15 protein-coding genes are annotated in these 16,193 nt (G+C 62.1%); 6 read left to right on the forward strand and 9 right to left on the reverse strand.

Translation table 11 applies throughout. The features are described from left to right. Window positions 1-200: 200 nt before the first annotated feature. Entirely contained in the window at window positions 201-1,310 is a 1,110-nt protein-coding gene (locus tag C7U61_RS17725; protein WP_106999386.1) for an RHE_PE00001 family protein, read from the reverse strand. A gap of 172 nt (window positions 1,311-1,482) precedes the next feature. Between C7U61_RS17725 and C7U61_RS17730 the strand changes: the two genes are divergently transcribed. Next, window positions 1,483-3,981 carry a heavy metal translocating P-type ATPase gene (locus C7U61_RS17730; RefSeq protein WP_106999387.1) on the forward strand — a complete coding sequence of 833 codons (2,499 nt, stop codon included), beginning with the start codon at window positions 1,483-1,485 and terminating at the stop codon, window positions 3,979-3,981. Window positions 3,982-4,119: 138 nt separating this feature from the next. Here the strand turns inward: C7U61_RS17730 and C7U61_RS17735 are convergent, their stop codons facing one another. Further along, entirely contained in the window at window positions 4,120-5,310 is a 1,191-nt protein-coding gene (locus C7U61_RS17735) for an acetyl-CoA C-acyltransferase (RefSeq protein ID WP_106999388.1), read from the reverse strand. A gap of 166 nt (window positions 5,311-5,476) precedes the next feature. On the opposite strand from C7U61_RS17735, the gene C7U61_RS17740 reads away from it, so the two are divergent. Continuing rightward, on the forward strand, window positions 5,477-5,704 hold the full coding sequence (locus tag C7U61_RS17740) for a type II toxin-antitoxin system VapB family antitoxin (protein WP_106999389.1): 228 nt from the start codon (window positions 5,477-5,479) through the stop codon (window positions 5,702-5,704). Beyond that, window positions 5,704-6,099 (forward strand): type II toxin-antitoxin system VapC family toxin, encoded by a 396-nt coding sequence (locus tag C7U61_RS17745; RefSeq protein WP_106999390.1) that lies wholly within the window; start codon window positions 5,704-5,706, stop codon window positions 6,097-6,099. Before C7U61_RS17740 ends, C7U61_RS17745 begins: the two co-directional genes overlap by 1 nt. Before the next feature lie 11 nt (window positions 6,100-6,110). Here C7U61_RS17745 and C7U61_RS17750 read toward each other — a convergent pair whose 3' ends face one another. From C7U61_RS17750 to C7U61_RS17765, 4 genes are all read right to left on the reverse strand, one after another. Further along, window positions 6,111-6,416, reverse strand: a complete 306-nt coding sequence (locus C7U61_RS17750; protein WP_106999391.1) for a hypothetical protein — start codon at window positions 6,414-6,416, stop codon at window positions 6,111-6,113. A gap of 103 nt (window positions 6,417-6,519) precedes the next feature. Beyond that, window positions 6,520-7,959 carry an MFS transporter gene (locus C7U61_RS17755; protein WP_106999392.1) on the reverse strand — a complete coding sequence of 480 codons (1,440 nt, stop codon included), beginning with the start codon at window positions 7,957-7,959 and terminating at the stop codon, window positions 6,520-6,522. A 196-nt stretch (window positions 7,960-8,155) separates the two neighbouring features. Beyond that, a complete protein-coding gene (locus C7U61_RS17760; RefSeq protein WP_106999393.1) occupies window positions 8,156-8,818 on the reverse strand; it encodes a sulfite oxidase-like oxidoreductase in 663 nt (220 codons plus the stop codon). A gap of 78 nt (window positions 8,819-8,896) precedes the next feature. After that, complete coding sequence (locus tag C7U61_RS17765; protein WP_245410826.1) at window positions 8,897-9,475, reverse strand: HutD family protein; 579 nt, start codon at window positions 9,473-9,475, stop codon at window positions 8,897-8,899. A 75-nt stretch (window positions 9,476-9,550) separates the two neighbouring features. Here C7U61_RS17765 and C7U61_RS17770 point away from each other — a divergent pair, with 75 nt between their 5' ends. Next, the gene (locus C7U61_RS17770) at window positions 9,551-9,823 is read left to right on the forward strand and encodes a type II toxin-antitoxin system Phd/YefM family antitoxin (RefSeq protein WP_106999394.1); all 273 of its coding nucleotides are present in this window, start codon (window positions 9,551-9,553) and stop codon (window positions 9,821-9,823) included. After that, complete coding sequence (locus C7U61_RS17775) at window positions 9,820-10,206, forward strand: type II toxin-antitoxin system VapC family toxin (RefSeq protein ID WP_106999395.1); 387 nt, start codon at window positions 9,820-9,822, stop codon at window positions 10,204-10,206. Before C7U61_RS17770 ends, C7U61_RS17775 begins: the two co-directional genes overlap by 4 nt. A gap of 3 nt (window positions 10,207-10,209) precedes the next feature. Here C7U61_RS17775 and hutU read toward each other — a convergent pair whose 3' ends face one another. From hutU to hutI, 3 genes are read right to left on the reverse strand one after another with little or no spacing between them, the layout of a single operon-like run. Then, window positions 10,210-11,895 carry a urocanate hydratase gene (hutU, locus tag C7U61_RS17780; protein ID WP_106999396.1) on the reverse strand — a complete coding sequence of 562 codons (1,686 nt, stop codon included), beginning with the start codon at window positions 11,893-11,895 and terminating at the stop codon, window positions 10,210-10,212. Between the two features lies 1 nt (window position 11,896). After that, entirely contained in the window at window positions 11,897-13,432 is a 1,536-nt protein-coding gene (gene hutH, locus C7U61_RS17785; RefSeq protein ID WP_106999397.1) for a histidine ammonia-lyase, read from the reverse strand. After that, a complete protein-coding gene (gene hutI / locus C7U61_RS17790; RefSeq protein ID WP_106999398.1) occupies window positions 13,429-14,685 on the reverse strand; it encodes an imidazolonepropionase in 1,257 nt (418 codons plus the stop codon). Before hutI ends, hutH begins: the two co-directional genes overlap by 4 nt. 101 nt (window positions 14,686-14,786) lie before the next feature. On the opposite strand from hutI, the gene C7U61_RS17795 reads away from it, so the two are divergent. Continuing rightward, a complete protein-coding gene (locus C7U61_RS17795; RefSeq protein ID WP_106999399.1) occupies window positions 14,787-16,130 on the forward strand; it encodes a formimidoylglutamate deiminase in 1,344 nt (447 codons plus the stop codon). Window positions 16,131-16,193 lie beyond the last annotated feature (63 nt).

A 16,193-nucleotide genomic window follows, 5' to 3' on the forward strand; every position in this document is an offset into this window, starting at 1 on the left:
AAAGCCCGGGGCGATCGACTATCCCCCGTAATTCACGGCGCGACCTTAGCTTGCATCATGTCGCTTAGGAATTTGGTATGGGCATTAAATTTTGTCCATTTTAGCGCCACTTAGCGTAACAAACTGTAATATTGGACGAAAAATCGGGGTTGTGGTTGCAAGGCGGGGGCGGCTCTACCCACACCAGCCATTGCAGCGCATTAAAGCACGCCCCAGCCCCGATAACGCCCCCGCCCGGTCATTTCGCGCAGGCCAAGTTCGGTCACCAGATTGAGTGCGCCCCTTGAGGTAACGCCGGCGTGGCGCGCAATCATTTTCGCCGAAACGATCGGCCGCGATAACACGACGTCGATGACCTCGGGCAGGCTGCTGTTCGATCGTCTGTCCTTGAGCCGCAGCTCCATCTGCAGCTTGGCAAGGGAAAGCCGGTCGAGCTCCTTGAGGCCTGAATCGGCCGAAAGTGCCATGGCCTCCAGAAAAGCAGTCAGCCGTGTGGTGCGATCCGGTGCCCGCCGGCGGTCGTGACGGACGGCCTTCAGGCCGACATTCAGACAGAAGAGATGAGACGTAACCTTGCCCCGGCTGCGCAGATAGGCGCTGGCCAGCAAGCCGCCGAGCCAATGCTGCCGCCGCAGCGGCTCGATCCTTTCCCAGGCATCGAAAAGCACCGCCGCACCCAGGGTGGCCGGCAGCAGATCCGCCTCGCGAATGACGGCGCGCCAGCTATCCAGCCGCTCATCCTCATCCCAATCCTCGTCTCGGACGAGTGCCAGGGGATCCTGGGCATCGATGATCGGCTGCCGGGCCTCCGGAGCGCCGCCATTCAGGATCTTGTCGGATCGGGCGAGAATGGCATCGATCTCGGCGAAATCGACGCCGAAATCGTCCTCCTCGTCCTCCGGCTCGTCAGGCTCCATGGCCCGGGCAGAGGTCGCGCGCGGCGTGCTGCCCTCGTCGGTCTCGCCGACCTCACCGCGCAGGACGGCAAGGCCGGCCTGCTCCAGGCCCCAGGACGGATCGGCGGTCCAAAGACGACGACGACTGCGCAGCACCGCATGGGCGATGGTCAATTCATGCGTCGGGGTGCGCGTATCCATGCGCGCGTCATGCAGGACGAGATCCTCGACATGCACGAGCTCGCCGCCCACCCAGAGTGCACCGGCAGCATCGAAAAAGTGCCCACGTTCGCGAAAGCCATTCGCCACCGCATGCCTCAGCACGCGTTCATCCAACCGCGCCAGCATATCTTCCGCCTTGACGACGGCGGGCAGAAGAGTGGCAAGCGGCAGCGTGCTCAGATCATATCGCATTGGAATCACGTCATTGCATCGATCTTACGGAACTTATCATCGCCATCCGCGGTGAGATAGGAAGGCCGGCTCTGTGAACTGTGGATGGCAATCACTATTTTCCGGCTTGACCTTCCAGCGATGGGAAGGTCCATAAACCTGTCCGAAGCCCCTTCGGGCAAAGGAGTATGACATGGCACCGCACCACGACCACGATCACAGCCATCATGGTCACGACCACCATAACACCCTCACCCAGAATGAAATGATCCGCGATGCCGTCTGCGGCATGACCGTCGATCCCGATGCGGGCAAGCCGTCGCTGCAATATCACGGCCGCACCTTCCACTTTTGCAGCAATGGCTGCCGCGCAAAGTTCGAAGCTGCGCCGGAAAACTATCTGACGGCCAAGGATCCCGTCTGCGGCATGATGGTCGATCGCGCAACCGCCCGCCATTTCACGAAGCACGGGGGCGAAAAATTCTATTTCTGCTCGGCCGGCTGCAAGGCGAAGTTCGAAGCGGAGCCATCGGCTTATCTCGATGGCAACAAGCCCTCGCCGAAGCCGGTGCCGAAGGGCACGCTCTATACCTGCCCGATGCATCCCGAGGTGATCAGCGACCATCCAGGCGACTGCCCGAAATGCGGCATGGCGCTGGAGCCCATGGGAATCCCCGCCGCCGACGAAGGCCCGAACCCGGAACTTGCCGATTTCACGCGCCGGCTTTGGATCAGCGCCGCCCTGTCGCTGCCGCTGCTTGCCATCAGCATGGGGCCGATGATCGGCCTTCCCATTCGCGACTGGATCGGCGAGCCGATCGCCACGTGGGTCGAGCTTGTCCTCGCAACGCCGGTCGTTCTTTGGGCGGCGCTGCCCTTCTTCCGCCGCGCCTGGAATTCGCTGGTCAACCGCAGCCCGAATATGTGGACGCTGATCGGCCTCGGCGTCGGCACCGCTTATGTCTACAGCATTATTGCGACGCTTGCCCCCGGCCTCTTTCCGATGAGCTTTCGAGGGCATGGCGAGAGCGTGCCCGTCTATTTTGAAGCGGCCTCCGTCATCGTCGCGCTGGTCTTCGTCGGCCAGGTGCTCGAGCTGAAGGCCCGCGAACGCACCGGTTCGGCCATTCGAGCGCTTCTCGATCTCGCTCCGAAAACGGCGCGGAAGATCGGCGCCAACGGCAGCGAAACCGATGTGCCCGTCGATGAGATCCAGGCTGGCGACCGGCTGCGGGTGCGCCCCGGCGAGCGCGTCCCCGTGGATGGCTCGGTTGTCGACGGCCGATCTACCGTCGATGAATCGATGATTACGGGCGAACCGCTGCCGGTCGAAAAGGCCAAGGGCGATGCCTTGACCGGCGGCACGCTCAACAAAAATGGTGCACTCATCATGCAGGCCGAGAAGGTCGGCGCCGAGACCACGCTCTCGCGCATCGTCGAGCTTGTTGCCAAGGCGCAGCGCTCGCGCGCGCCGATTCAGACGATGGTCGATCGCGTCTCTGCCGTCTTTGTGCCCGCCGTCGTCGCGGCCGCCATCATCGCCTTTGCCGTCTGGGCTTTCGTCGGACCGGAGCCGAGGCTGGCGCATGCGCTGCTTGCCGCCGTCGCCGTGCTGATCATCGCCTGCCCTTGCGCGCTTGGGCTAGCGACGCCCATGTCCATCATGATCGCCACGGGCCGAGGCGCACAGGAAGGCGTACTGGTCCGCGATGCCGAGGCGCTGGAACGCTTCGCCAAGGTCGATACGCTGATCGTCGACAAAACAGGCACGCTGACCGAGGGCAAGCCGAACCTGACCGAGATCGTCCCCGCGACAGGCATCGACGAGGCATGCCTGCTCTCGCTCGCCGCCAGCCTGGAGCGCGGCTCCGAACACCCACTGGCTGAGGCCATCGTTGCCGGAGCCGAGGGGCGTGGGGTGCACTTCGTCGAAATCTCCGGCTTTGCGGCCGTGACAGGCAAGGGCGTGGAGGGCCGCGTCGGCGAAACCACGATCGCGCTCGGCAATGCCGCGATGATGGCCGGCCTTGCCGTTTCGACCGATGCCTTGAAGGCTGAGACGGAGCGCCTGCGCAGTGAGGGCAAGACCGTCATGTTCGTCGCCATCGACAGGAAACTGGCCGGCCTTGTCGCTGTCGCCGACCGGATCAAGCCGACCACGGCAGCCGCCATCAAGGCACTGCATGAAAGCGGCCTGACGATCATCATGGCGACCGGCGATAACGGCAAAACCGCCACTGCCGTCGCCAAAGAGCTCGGCATCGATGAAGTGCGCGCCGATATGCTGCCGGAAGGCAAGAAAGCGCTGATCGACGAGCTGCGCGCCGAGGGCCGTATCATCGCCATGGCCGGCGACGGCGTCAACGATGCTCCGGCACTTGCGTCGGCCGATGTCGGCATCGCCATGGGCACGGGCGCCGATGTCGCCATGGAAAGCGCCGGCATTACGCTGGTAAAGGGCGACCTCAACGGCATCGTGCGGGCGCGCCATCTCTCGGAAGCGACGATCCGCAACATCAGGCAGAACCTTGCCTTCGCCTTCGGCTACAACGCGCTCGGCGTGCCGCTGGCGGCCGGCGTGCTCTATCCCGTCTTCGGCATGCTGCTGTCGCCGATGATTGCGGCCGCGGCGATGAGCCTGTCCTCGGTCTCAGTGATCGGCAATGCGCTGAGGCTGCGGCTGGCGAAATAGAGCGATATAGCATCCGATATTGTTACGAACTCGCCCTCTGGCGGTCGTTCCTTCTCCCCGCATGAGCGGGGAGAAGGCTACGATGACGGGCCATGCCGGTGCGGCATCGGCAGACGCACCTGACTTGCCCGAATTCGCTTATCCAACCCGCTCCACAGCAATTGCCGTCGCCTCGCCGCCGCCGATGCAAAGCGCGGCGACGCCCTTCCTTGCCCCCTGACGCTCGAGCGCATGCAGCAGCGTCACGATCAACCGCGCTCCAGTAGCGCCGATAGGGTGGCCGAGCGCGCAGGCACCGCCGTTGACGTTGAGCCGGTCGCGGGCAATGCCCAGTTCCTTGGCGGCCGCCATGGCGACGACGGCGAAGGCCTCGTTGATTTCGAAAAGATCGACATCGCCGATCTTCCAGCCGCTCCTGTCGAGCACCTTGCGGATCGCCGGGATCGGCGCGGTGGTGTACCAGGCCGGTTCCTGAGAATGCGTGGCATGCGCCTTGATTTCGGCAAGGATCGGCAATCCCTCGCGCTCGGCAAGCGAACGGCGCGTCAGAATGAGCGCTGCCGCACCATCGGCATTGGCCGAGGCGCTGGCCGCCGTAATTGTGCCATCCTTGCGGAAGGCCGGTTTCAGTGTCGGGATCTTTTCAGGCGAAACCTTTTGCGGATGCTCATCCTTGGCGATTGTGACCGGACCACCCTTGCCACTCACCGAGATCGGCGTGATTTCCGCTTCGAAAGCGCCAGTCTCGAGCGCCTTGCGAGCGCGCGACAGGGTTTCGACCGCGTAGGCATCCTGATCGTCGCGGCTGAACTGATACGCCTCGACCGCTAGCTCGCCGAAATCGCCCATGGAGCGACCTTTTTCATAGGCGTCCTCCAGCCCATCCAGCATCATGTGGTCCAAGATGCGGTCATGGCCCATGCGATAGCCGCCGCGCGCCTTGGCGAGCAGATAGGGCGCATTCGACATGGATTCCATGCCACCGGCGACCGCGATGGAGGCCGAGCCGGCGAGAAGCAGGTCATGTGCCAGCATGGTCGCCTTCATGCCCGAACCGCAGACCTTGTTGACGGTGGTGGCACCCACGGCATCCGGCAGGCCGGCCCCGCGCGCAGCCTGCCGGGCCGGCGCCTGCCCCTGCCCCGCGGGCAGGACGCAGCCGAACAGAACCTCATCCACTCTCTCCGCCGGAAGTCCGGCGCGCTCCAGCGCAGCACGGATGACATGCGCACCGAGCTCGGGCGCCTGCAGAGCCGAAAGATCTCCCTGGAAACGGCCGAGTGGCGTGCGCGTGGCGGAAACGATGACGACGGGATCGATAGCAGGCATGACATCTCCTCACAGTCAGCAAACAGCTTGATGCCATTGCTAGCATGTTAGATGATATCCGTCATCTAAATATCTAGGAAAACGGAACACAATCCGGCAACGGATGGGATTGCCCTGACGGTAAACAGGCCCTAGGGGATATCCAGAGTATTTGAAAGGATATTTCATGCCGCTTTACATCAAGGACGACGCCATAGATCGATTGGCGCGGCGCTATCAGGCTCTGACCAAGGCCGGCACCAAGACGGAAGCGGTGCGGCTCGCCTTGCAAAAGGCGCTGGATGAGGAGCTGACCAAACCGGCACTTGCCGATGTCGCCGTCGCTTTCTGCCGCAATCTCAGGCAGAAAGCCATCGCCAAGGGTGGAAGCGCCGATACAAGGGGAGAGGCCTGATGTTCATCGACGCTTCGGTGCTGTCGGCCATGATGACCGACGAGGAAGAGGCCCGCGCCTTCGCCATCCGCATGCAGCCGGCAATGGCACGCATGACTTCGCCGCTGATCGCAGCGAATGGCGCAATCCAGGTTTCCACTATTTTGGGATTGTCGCCGACCGAGGCAAGCGAAGCGGTGCGCACCTTCCTGCAACTGATGAACATCCAGTTGCTCGCCGTGCCGCCTCGTGCCTCAGTTCTCGCGACCGAAGCTTACGAACGCTATGGCCAAGGCGGCCATTCGGCGCGCCTCGACCTGGACGATTGCATGACTTATGCCTGCGCCCGTTATTACCGTCAGCCGCTATTGTCGAACAGGGACCGCTTCAAGCACACAGATATCGAGCTGGCTTAAGTACGGCTCCGTTATGGGCAAAGCGAAGCGGAGCCTGCACTATAGGTGCTCGAACGAGCGCCGACGGAGTTAGGAGCAGCGGCGCACTGCAGGCGGGAAATGGAGTCGCCGGCGCGGATCGGGCCGGTCACCGACGGATCGGTATTGATCGTGCCGTCCGGAAGGATCGCGTCCTTCGAATGGTCGACGCTGCCGATATCGGCTTGGAACGCCTCGACATTGACGCGCTTGGGGTGATGCTTGTGCACCTGCTCTGCCATGGCGGCACTGGACATGCCGACAACGAGAGCGGAGATAGCGAGGGTTCTGAGCAGCATGGGACTGCCTCCTGTGGGAGTTAACTCAAGTTTCATATGGGAACCGGCAAGCCACTTTACAGCGGTTTGCCTGTCAATATCGTTAAGAATTTGAAGGTTTTGATCAGGTCTTCACTTTGTGGCGGGATACCTCTGCGCCGGCATCATGCGGCAGGCTGATAAAACGCAATGCGGAGATGCCACCGATAAGGCCAATGATGAGGAAAGCCCAGCGAAAATCGAGGGGCGAAAGCGTTTCCCCACCATGAATGATACGCGAGAGATTGAGAACGGCGGCAGCGACGGCAACGCCGAGCAGCAGCGAAACCTGCTGCAGCATGCTCGACAATGTCGAGGCGGAGCTGCGCTGCGCTGCATGGATATCGGCAAACCCCAACGTATTCAGCGCCGTGAAGTTCATGGAGCGCGACAGGCCGGCAATGAATAGCAGGCAATATATCAATGCATCCGGCGTCGACGGAGACAGAAGCGCACATCCGGCGATGCTCGCCGACGAGATCAGCCCGTTGACGACGAGCACGTTGCGGAACCCGAAAATCCTCAGCATCTGCGTCGTGATCGCCTTCATGCCGAGATTGCCGGCAAAATAGAACAAGAGATAGGCGCCGGCGTCGATCGCCGTACGGCCAAAACCGACCTGGAAAAGCAGCGGGATCAGGAAGGGCGTGGCGTTGATCGCCACACGGCTCGCCGTACCGGCCGAAAGCGTCGACATGGCGAAGGTCTGCACCTTGAAGGCGGAGAGATCGAGCAAGGGCGCATCGACCGTCATGAAATGCCGGGTGGCGATGACGGAGAAGACCGCGCCTGCAGCGATCAACCCAATGCTGGGCGCCAGCCCCGTCGTGCCCTGCACTACCAATTCGAGGCCGGCAAGTAGGAAGGTCAGCCCCGCCGCCGATTGCAGGAAGCCGATAAAATCGAGGCGAGCGACCTTTTCCTCCCGCTGATCAGGCACAAAGCGCAGAACGAGACCGAGACCAATGATGCCGATCGGGATATTGATCAGGAAATTCCAGTGCCAGCTGAGATAGGTGGTGATGAAGCTGCCGAGCACCGGGCCGATGACAGGCGCAGTCAGCGCCGGCCATGTAATCATCGACATCGCATGCACCAGATCGGATTTGCGCGCATTTTTCAGCACGATGATGCGCCCGACTGGCGTCATCAGCGCGCTGCCAATGCCTTGAACGGCGCGGGCAAGGATGAATTCGGTCAAAGTGCCGGAGAGACCGCAAAACAGCGATGCCACGGTGAAGATCGTAATCGACGCCAGGAACACCCGTCGTGCACCGTAGCGATCGCCGGCCCAGCCGGCCAGCGGGACGAAGGCCGCCATCGTCAGCAGATAGACCGTGATACCGATGCTCATCGTCACCGGCTGGACGCCGAAGGTTTTCGCCATCTGCGGCAGAGACGTCGTGACGATGGTGCCGTCCAGGATCTGCATGAAGAAGGAGACGGCCACGACGAAGGCGATGATGCGGGACTGCCGACCGAAACTCGCTTCGGTAGGCTCTTCTATGGTCCTGGCAATGGTCATGATCTGAATTCGGAGACTGGTTCAAGGGAGCCGTGCTTGCCGGCAACAATCATACGATCATTGAATACGCTCATGATGGTGGCTTGCAAAGCCACAAACCCAAACCGTCGCTATCAAAAATTGACACGGTGACATCAGAACCGCGATTCTAAAGGGTCAATCCAAGGGCACCCTCACCCGCAGTGCGCCGGGAGCCTCAATCGTCGGAGTAACGCTGCTCCCACCAGGGGTCGCCATACATGTGATAGCCGTTCTTTTCCCAGAAGCCGGCTCTGTCGGCGCCGATGAGCTCGATGCGGTTCAGCCACTTGGCGCTCTTCCAGAAATAGAGATGCGGCACGACGAGGCGCATCGGCCCACCGTGCTCGTGCGTCAACGGCTGGCCTTCCCAGGCGGTCGCCAGGATTGCATCCTCAGCGGCAAAATCTGATAGCGGTAGGTTGGTGGTATAGCCGTCATAGCTCGTCAACAGCACGTAATGCGCCTCTTCCGTCGGCATCGCGAGATCGAGCAGATCGCGCGTCGAAATCCCTTCCCAGCGATTGTCGTAGCGCGACCAAGTCGTCACGCAATGGATATCGCTGACACGGGTACTTTGCCCGATCGCCTGGAAAGCCGCCCAATCCAAACTGAGCCGCTTTTCCACGAAACCGATCACATCGAGCCGCCAGCTCGACAGTGAAATCTGCGGCTGCACGCCGAGATCGAGCACCGGCCAGTTCTTGACGAGATGCTGCCCCGGCGGCAGCCGCTCCGCCTCGGGCCGACTGATCCGTCCCGTCAGAAACTTGCCCTGCGCCGCCCAGCGGCGCTTGGAGGTCGTGAGCTTGCTATCGGCGGGAATCTGGTCGTCGCTCATGACGGTATCCTCTCTGCTGAGTAGAAATAGGATGACCGAGTTGGGCAGGTGTCAAGTCAAGGAACGGCAGATAGCCGGCTATACTGCCGTGACGGCGATCCAGAACAATTGCGCCCTGCCCGAAATAGACCGCCGTGCGACGTCACTCTCCGAGACAAGCAGGCAATCGCCCGCGTCAAGCGCCATTCCATCGATTTCCGCATTCCCACGATGGCAAAGAACAAGGATAGTCCCGCTCTCGAAAGCGACTTCGCCTTTTCCGTCGATAGCAAAGCGGCGAACCAAATGCGTAAAGCGTCCCCGCCGCGTCATGACATTGAGATCCGTAATCGTGCCATCGATCAACGTCGCCGAGGTTGGCGCGTCGGCCGGGAAGGGCAGCGGTTCGCTCGACTGGGTCAGGCGTTCGGGCGCACGCCCCTCGATGAAGAGCGTCATGCCTTCGCCATCGAGAATGGATAGCGTACGATCGATGCCGGGAAAGACCGAGAACGGACCGTCCGTTGCAACGGTCGCCATGCTGACGCGCCAGCCAAAGTCGGCAAGCCCGGCACCCTCGGGCGAAACGGCGATCTCCACCGTCTCCCCGCCGCCGTTTTTCCAGGGCATGCGACGGTGACAATCGTGGCGGAGAAGCGTGATTTTCGGCGTTGCCATCTATTCCTGTCCCATCATTGCAATTCGATTCAGAGTAAACTAAGTTTAGTGGACTAAGTCCATTCGGAGCCTGCTATGGAAACCGTCAATATTCACGAGGCGAAAACGCATTTGTCGCGACTGATCGAAAAAGCCGCCAAGGGCGAAGCTTTCATTATCGCCAAGGCGGGCAAGCCGATGGTGAAGGTCGTGCCGATCGAAGAGAAAGAGGCGCCAAAGAAGCGTCGCATCGGTTTCATGGATGGCCAATTTACTGTCCCCGAAGACTTCGACACGATGATGGCCGATGAAATCGAAGAGATGTTTTATGGGAATCTCAACGATTTCAAAGACATTAAAGAAAAATGAGGTTTCTTGTCGATACGCATATTCTGCTTTGGATGACCGGTATGTCACGACGATTGCCGGAGAAAGCCCGCAATCTGATTGAAGATATTGACAATACGATTGTATTTTCGACTGTCAGCATATGGGAGGTGGCGATCAAGACCGGGCGCGCTCGGGCAGACTTTACCATCGATGCCCGCAAGCTTCGCGAAAATCTGCTCGAAAATGGCTACCAAGAACTAGCGGTTCTGGGTGAACATGCAGCTGCCGTCGCGGATCTGCCCGATATTCACAAAGACCCCTTTGATCGAATTCTTGTCGCCCAAGCCTTCGTGGAAGGTATTTCCCTGATCACCGCCGACAAGACCGTCGCAAGCTACGGCGGTCTTGTGCGGCTGATTTAGGCCTTAGTTCCCCAGGATCGCCGGCAGGCGCAGGCCCTGCTGCTTGGCCCAGTCAAGCGCGATATCGTAGCCGGCGTCGGCATGGCGCATGACGCCGGTCGCCGGGTCGTTCCACAGCACGCGCTCCAGGCGCTTGGCTGCATCATCCGTGCCGTCGGCGCAGATGACCATGCCCGAGTGCTGGGAAAAGCCCATGCCGACGCCGCCGCCGTGGTGCAGCGACACCCAGGTGGCGCCTGAGGCGGTGTTGAGCAGAGCGTTCAAGAGCGGCCAATCGGAAACGGCATCCGAGCCGTCCTTCATCGCTTCCGTTTCGCGGTTCGGCGAGGCGACCGAGCCTGAGTCGAGATGGTCGCGGCCGATGACGACGGGAGCCTTCAGCTCGCCATTTCTGACCATTTCGTTGAAGGCGAGGCCGAGGCGGTGGCGATCGCCGAGGCCGACCCAGCAAATGCGTGCCGGCAGTCCCTGGAAGGAAATGCGTTCGCGCGCCATGTCCAGCCAGTTGTGCAGGTGCTTGTTGTCGGGCAGCAGCTCCTTCACCTTGGCATCGGTCTTGTAGATATCTTCCGGATCGCCAGAGAGAGCAGCCCAGCGGAACGGGCCGATGCCGCGGCAGAAGAGCGGACGGATATAGGCCGGAACGAAGCCGGGGAAGGCGAAGGCATTTTCGAAGCCCTCATCCTTGGCGACTTGACGGATATTGTTGCCATAGTCGAGCGTCGGCACGCCGGCATTCCAGAAATCGACCATCGCTTCGACATGAACCCTCATCGAAGCGCGGGCGGCGGCTTCGACGGCCTTCGGATCGCTCTCACGCTTCGCCCGGTGTTCGGCGACCGTCCAGCCTGCCGGCAGGTAGCCGTTCAGCGGGTCGTGGGCCGAGGTCTGGTCGGTGACGATATCCGGGCGCGGACCGCCGGCCTTCATACGCTTTACGAGCTCCGGGAAGATTTCGGCGGCATTGCCGAGCAGACCGACGGACTTGGCTTCACCGGCCTTCGTCCACTTGTCGATCAGGGCCAGCGCCTCATCGAGCGTCTTTGCCTTCTCGTCGACATAGCGGGTGCGCAGGCGGAAATCGATGCGGGTTTCGTCGGATTCGACAGCGAGGCAGCAGGCGCCGGCCATGACGGCCGCCAGCGGCTGCGCGCCGCCCATGCCGCCGAGGCCGCCGGTCAGGATCCACTTGCCCTTGAGGTTGCCGTCATAGTGCTGGCGGCCCGCTTCGACGAAGGTCTCGTAGGTGCCCTGCACGATGCCCTGGGTACCGATGTAGATCCACGAGCCGGCCGTCATCTGGCCGTACATGGCAAGGCCCTTCTTATCCAGCTCGTTGAAGTGATCCCAGGTTGCCCAGTGCGGCACGAGATTGGAGTTGGCGATCAGCACGCGCGGCGCATCCTTGTGCGTGCGGAACACGGCCACCGGCTTGCCGGACTGCACGAGCAGCGTCTCGTCTTCGTTCAGCGTCTTCAGCGTGGCGGCGATTCGGTCGAAATCGTCCCAGGTGCGGGCGGCGCGGCCGATGCCGCCATAGACGACCAGCTCGTTCGGGTTCTCGGCAACATCCGGATCGAGATTGTTCATCAGCATGCGCAGCGGCGCTTCGGTCAGCCAGCTCTTGGCGTTGAGTTCCGGACCACGAGGAGCGCGGATTTCGCGGATATTATGGCGTGGGTTGGTCATGTCACATCTCCAAGGAGGGCAGGATGTCGGTTGAAATCGAGGCATTGAGGGCGCCGGAGCCGACAAGGTCCGAGGCGGCTTTCAGGTCGTTTGCCATGTAGCGGTCCTCTTCGAGCGAAGGCACGACGGCGCGGATGGCGGCAATGGCAGAGGCCAGTTCCGGGCTGGTCGTCAGCGGCGCGCGCAGTTCCACGCCCTGGGCGGCGGTCAGCGCTTCGATGCCGATGATGCCGAAGAGGTTTTCGGTCATCTGCAGCAGGCGGCGCGCGCCATGGCAGGCCATGGAGACGTGGTCTTCCTGGTTGGCGGAAGTCGGCGTCGAATCGACGGAGGCCGGGTGCGACATCTGCTTGTTTTCGGACATCAGCGCAGCCGAGGTCACTTCGGCAATCATCAGACCGGAGTTGAGGCCCGGCTTCTTGGCGAGGAACGCAGGCAGGCCGTAGCTGAGCGCGGGATCGACGAGCAGCGCGATGCGGCGCTGCGCGATCGCGCCGATCTCACAGACGGCGATGGCGATCTGGTCGGCGGCGAAGGCGACCGGCTCAGCATGGAAATTGCCGCCGGAAACGACGGAATTGTCCGAAAGCACGAGTGGATTGTCGGTGACGGCATTCGCTTCGATTTCGAGCGTGCGGCCGACGGAGCGCAGCAGATCGAGGCAGGCGCCGTCCACCTGCGGCTGGCAGCGGATGCAGTAGGGATCCTGCACACGCTCGTCGCTCTCGATATGGCTTTGGCGGATCACGGAGCCTGCCAGCAGGCCGCGAAGGGCGGCGGCTGTGTCGATCTGACCCTTATGGCCGCGCAGCGTATGAATATCGGGATGGAACGGGGCGGAGGAGCCCATTGCCGCATCCGTCGACATGGCGCCAGTGATGAGGGCAGCTTGGGCGGCGCGATGCGCGCGGAAGAGGCCGGCAAGCGCAAGAGCGGTCGAGACCTGCGTGCCGTTGATGAGCGCAAGTCCTTCCTTGGCGGCGAGCACGACCGGCGTCAAACCGGCCTGGTCGAGCGCAGCAGCGCCGGAAAGGCGCTCGCCGGCATAGAAGGCTTCGCCATGCCCCATCATGACGGCGGTCATATGCGCCAGCGGCGCCAGATCGCCCGATGCGCCGACAGAACCCTTTTCGGGAATGACGGGCACGACGCCCTTTTCGAGCATGCCTTCGATCAACCGCACCAGCTCCAGCCGCACGCCGGACGCACCGCGTCCGAGCGAAATGAGCTTCAGCGCCATGATGAGGCGGACGACATTCTCAGGCAGCGGCTGGCCGACGCCGCAGCAATGCGAGAGGATGAGATTGCGCTGAAGTGTGGCGACATCGGCGCTATCGATCTTGATCGACGCCAGTTTGCCGAAACCTGTATTGATGCCATAGACCGGCGCGTTTCCGGCGGCGATTTCGGCGATGCGGGCCGCAGCCTTGGCAATGCCGGCGTCGAAGGAGGCATCGAGCCTGGCTGGCTCGCCGGTCCAGTAGATTGCTGCCAATTGCTGCAGCGAAACGGAGCCGGGATGAAGAACGACGGTCATCGGTTGAACCTTTTTCCCTTGAAGACATGGGCATGGAGGGGATTGAAGCCGATGCGATAGACGAGCTCCGCCGGGCTTTCGACATCCCAGATGGCAAAATCGGCCGACTTGCCGCCTTCGAGCGTGCCCGTTTCAGAGAGCAGCCCAAGAGCGCGCGCGCCTTCGCGCGTCGCGCCGGCAATGCATTCTTCCACGGTGAGGCCGAAGAGCGTCGCGGCCATGTTCATGGTCAGCAGCATCGAGGTCAGCGGCGAGGTGCCCGGATTGCAGTCGGTCGCAATCGCGATCGGCACGCCGGCATCGCGCAGCGCTTGAACGGGCGGCTTCTGTTTCTCATGGATGGCATAGAAGGCGCCGGGGAGAAGCACGGCAACGGTGCCGGAGGCAGCCATTGCCTTGACGCCGTCCTCATCCAGATATTCGACGTGATCGGCCGATAGCGCGCCATAGGAGGCGGCAAGTTTTGCGCCGCCGAGATTGGAGAGCTGCTCCGCATGCAGCTTCACCGGAATCCCGAGCGACTTGGCAAGATCGAAGACGCGGGCGATTTCCGCTGTCGAAAAGGCAATGCCCTCGCAGAAGCCATCGACCGCATCCGCGAGCCCTTCGGCATGCGCTTGATGCAAGCCGGGCAATACGACATCATCGATATAGTCGCCGTTGCGGCCCTTGTAGTCGGCCGGCGTGGCATGGGCGCCGAGATAGGAAGTGACGACCCGAACCGGGCGGACCTCCCCGAGCTTGCGCGCGGCGCGCAGCATCTTCAGCTCGGATTCGATGCTCAGACCATAACCGGATTTCACCTCGATGGTCGTTACGCCTTCGGAAAGCAGCGTATGGAGGCGCGGCAGCGCCACGGCGACAAGCTCGTCCACCGACAGTGCCCGCGTCGCGTTGACGGAGGAAACGATACCGCCGCCGGCGCGGGCGATTTCTTCGTAGCTCGCGCCTTCCAGCCGCATCTCGAATTCACGGGCGCGATTGCCGCCATAAACGATATGCGTATGGCAATCGACGAGGCCGGGCGTCACCCAGCGCCCTTCGAGATCGATGATTTCGGCACGGGACGTGTCCGGCAGATCGGCTTCATGGCCGGCGAAGACGATACGGCCACCCTTGGTCAGGATCGCGCCTTTCTCGATCATGCCGAGCCGGGCCTCGCCCTCTTTCAAGGTCGCCAGACGCGCATTGCGCCAGACGCGGCCTGCCGCGTCGTCCTTCTCGCCATCTTCGGAAAAATTATTCCCACCCATCAGCTTTACGCCTTTCCTCGTTGGCTCATAATGTATATACATAATCGAAAGGCTGACAAGAGGGATTTTGGACTCCGTGTCCGAAAGGAAAGGGTGAGACCATGACGACACTTCATGCACGCACGGCTTTGCTTGGCGACGGATGGCACGAGAATGTGCGATTGACCCTCGAAGGCGGCCGCATCACCGAGATCGCGACGGATGTTGCGCCCGAGGCCGGTGACGACAGGCAGGGCGTTCTGGTCCCGGCGATGGCGAACCTGCACAGCCATGCCTTTCAGCGCGCCATGGCCGGCCTCGCCGAAGTCCGCGGGCCGGCAAACGACAGCTTCTGGAGCTGGCGCACCGTCATGTACAAATTCGCTCTGTCGATGACGCCCGATCATGTCGAGGCCGTCGCGGCGCAGCTCTATATGGAGATGCTGGAAGCTGGCTTTTCCCGCGTCGGCGAATTCCACTATCTGCACCATGACAAGGACGGTGGCCATTATGCCAATATCGCCGAACTGGCCGAGCGCATCGGCGCCGCCAGCACTGAGACCGGCATCGCCTTGACGCTGCTTCCCGTCTTCTACGCCCATTCCGGCTTCGGCGCCGCCGCCCCCATCGAGGGCCAGCGCCGCTTCATCAATTCGATCGAGAGCTTCGAAGCGCTGATGGCCGGCTGCCGCACGGTCACCAGCCGCCTGCCCGGGGCCGAACTCGGCATTGCGCCGCATAGCCTGCGCGCCGTGACACCGGAAGAGCTGACAAAGCTCGTGCCGATCGCCGGCGATGGGCCGATCCATATCCATGTCGCCGAGCAGGTGAAGGAAGTCGAAGACTGCATCGCCTGGTCGGGTGCGCGCCCGGTGCAATGGCTGCTTGACAATGCGCCCGTCAATGATCGCTGGTGCCTGATCCATGCAACGCACATGAACGAGTATGAGACCCGGCGCATGGCAAGAAGCGGCGCGGTCGCCGGCCTCTGCCCGATCACGGAGGCCAATCTCGGCGATGGCGTGTTCCCGGCACCGCTTTTCCTGGAGGAAGGCGGCCGCTACGGCGTCGGTTCCGATTCCAATATTCTCATCTCCGTGCCCGAGGAGCTGCGGCAGCTCGAATATTCGCAGCGCCTGGCGCTGCGCGCCCGCAACGTCATCGCCGCTACAGGCGGTTCCACCGCCCGTATGCTGTTCGATGGCGCATTGGCCGGCGGCGGCGCCGCCCTGAAGGCGCAGGCCGGCCTCGCCATCGGCAACCACGCCGATATCGTTTCGCTCGATGTAAGTGCCGTGCCGTACCTCTCCGGCGATCGCCTTCTCGATCACTGGACCTTTGCCGGCGGCATCAAGGTCGATGGCGTCTGGGTGCTCGGCCGCAAGCAGGTCGAAGGCGGCCGCCATCGAAAGAGAGAGGAAATTTCGGCGCGATTCCGGCAGGCGATGGCCGAGCTGATCGCTTAAAAACAGCTTTTCCTCCCCTAGATTGGCCTCTAAATAACCTGCGGGAGATTCCATGTCTCACAC

This window comes from Rhizobium sp. JAB6 (assembly GCF_003024605.1).
Taxonomy (GTDB): domain Bacteria; phylum Pseudomonadota; class Alphaproteobacteria; order Rhizobiales; family Rhizobiaceae; genus Rhizobium.

Coding starts and splice junctions, on each gene's coding strand:
- C7U61_RS17795 (WP_106999399.1), top strand. CDS start 14,787: ATGACGACACTTCATGCACGCACGGCTTTGCTTGGCGACGGATGGCAC.
- C7U61_RS17765 (WP_245410826.1), bottom strand. CDS start 9,475: ATGGCAACGCCGAAAATCACGCTTCTCCGCCACGATTGTCACCGTCGC.
- C7U61_RS17740 (WP_106999389.1), top strand. CDS start 5,477: ATGCCGCTTTACATCAAGGACGACGCCATAGATCGATTGGCGCGGCGC.
- C7U61_RS17760 (WP_106999393.1), bottom strand. CDS start 8,818: ATGAGCGACGACCAGATTCCCGCCGATAGCAAGCTCACGACCTCCAAG.
- hutI (WP_106999398.1), bottom strand. CDS start 14,685: ATGGGTGGGAATAATTTTTCCGAAGATGGCGAGAAGGACGACGCGGCA.
- C7U61_RS17750 (WP_106999391.1), bottom strand. CDS start 6,416: ATGCTGCTCAGAACCCTCGCTATCTCCGCTCTCGTTGTCGGCATGTCC.
- hutU (WP_106999396.1), bottom strand. CDS start 11,895: ATGACCAACCCACGCCATAATATCCGCGAAATCCGCGCTCCTCGTGGT.
- C7U61_RS17735 (WP_106999388.1), bottom strand. CDS start 5,310: ATGCCTGCTATCGATCCCGTCGTCATCGTTTCCGCCACGCGCACGCCA.
- C7U61_RS17730 (WP_106999387.1), top strand. CDS start 1,483: ATGGCACCGCACCACGACCACGATCACAGCCATCATGGTCACGACCAC.
- hutH (WP_106999397.1), bottom strand. CDS start 13,432: ATGACCGTCGTTCTTCATCCCGGCTCCGTTTCGCTGCAGCAATTGGCA.
- C7U61_RS17775 (WP_106999395.1), top strand. CDS start 9,820: ATGAGGTTTCTTGTCGATACGCATATTCTGCTTTGGATGACCGGTATG.
- C7U61_RS17745 (WP_106999390.1), top strand. CDS start 5,704: ATGTTCATCGACGCTTCGGTGCTGTCGGCCATGATGACCGACGAGGAA.
- C7U61_RS17755 (WP_106999392.1), bottom strand. CDS start 7,959: ATGACCATTGCCAGGACCATAGAAGAGCCTACCGAAGCGAGTTTCGGT.
- C7U61_RS17770 (WP_106999394.1), top strand. CDS start 9,551: ATGGAAACCGTCAATATTCACGAGGCGAAAACGCATTTGTCGCGACTG.
- C7U61_RS17725 (WP_106999386.1), bottom strand. CDS start 1,310: ATGCGATATGATCTGAGCACGCTGCCGCTTGCCACTCTTCTGCCCGCC.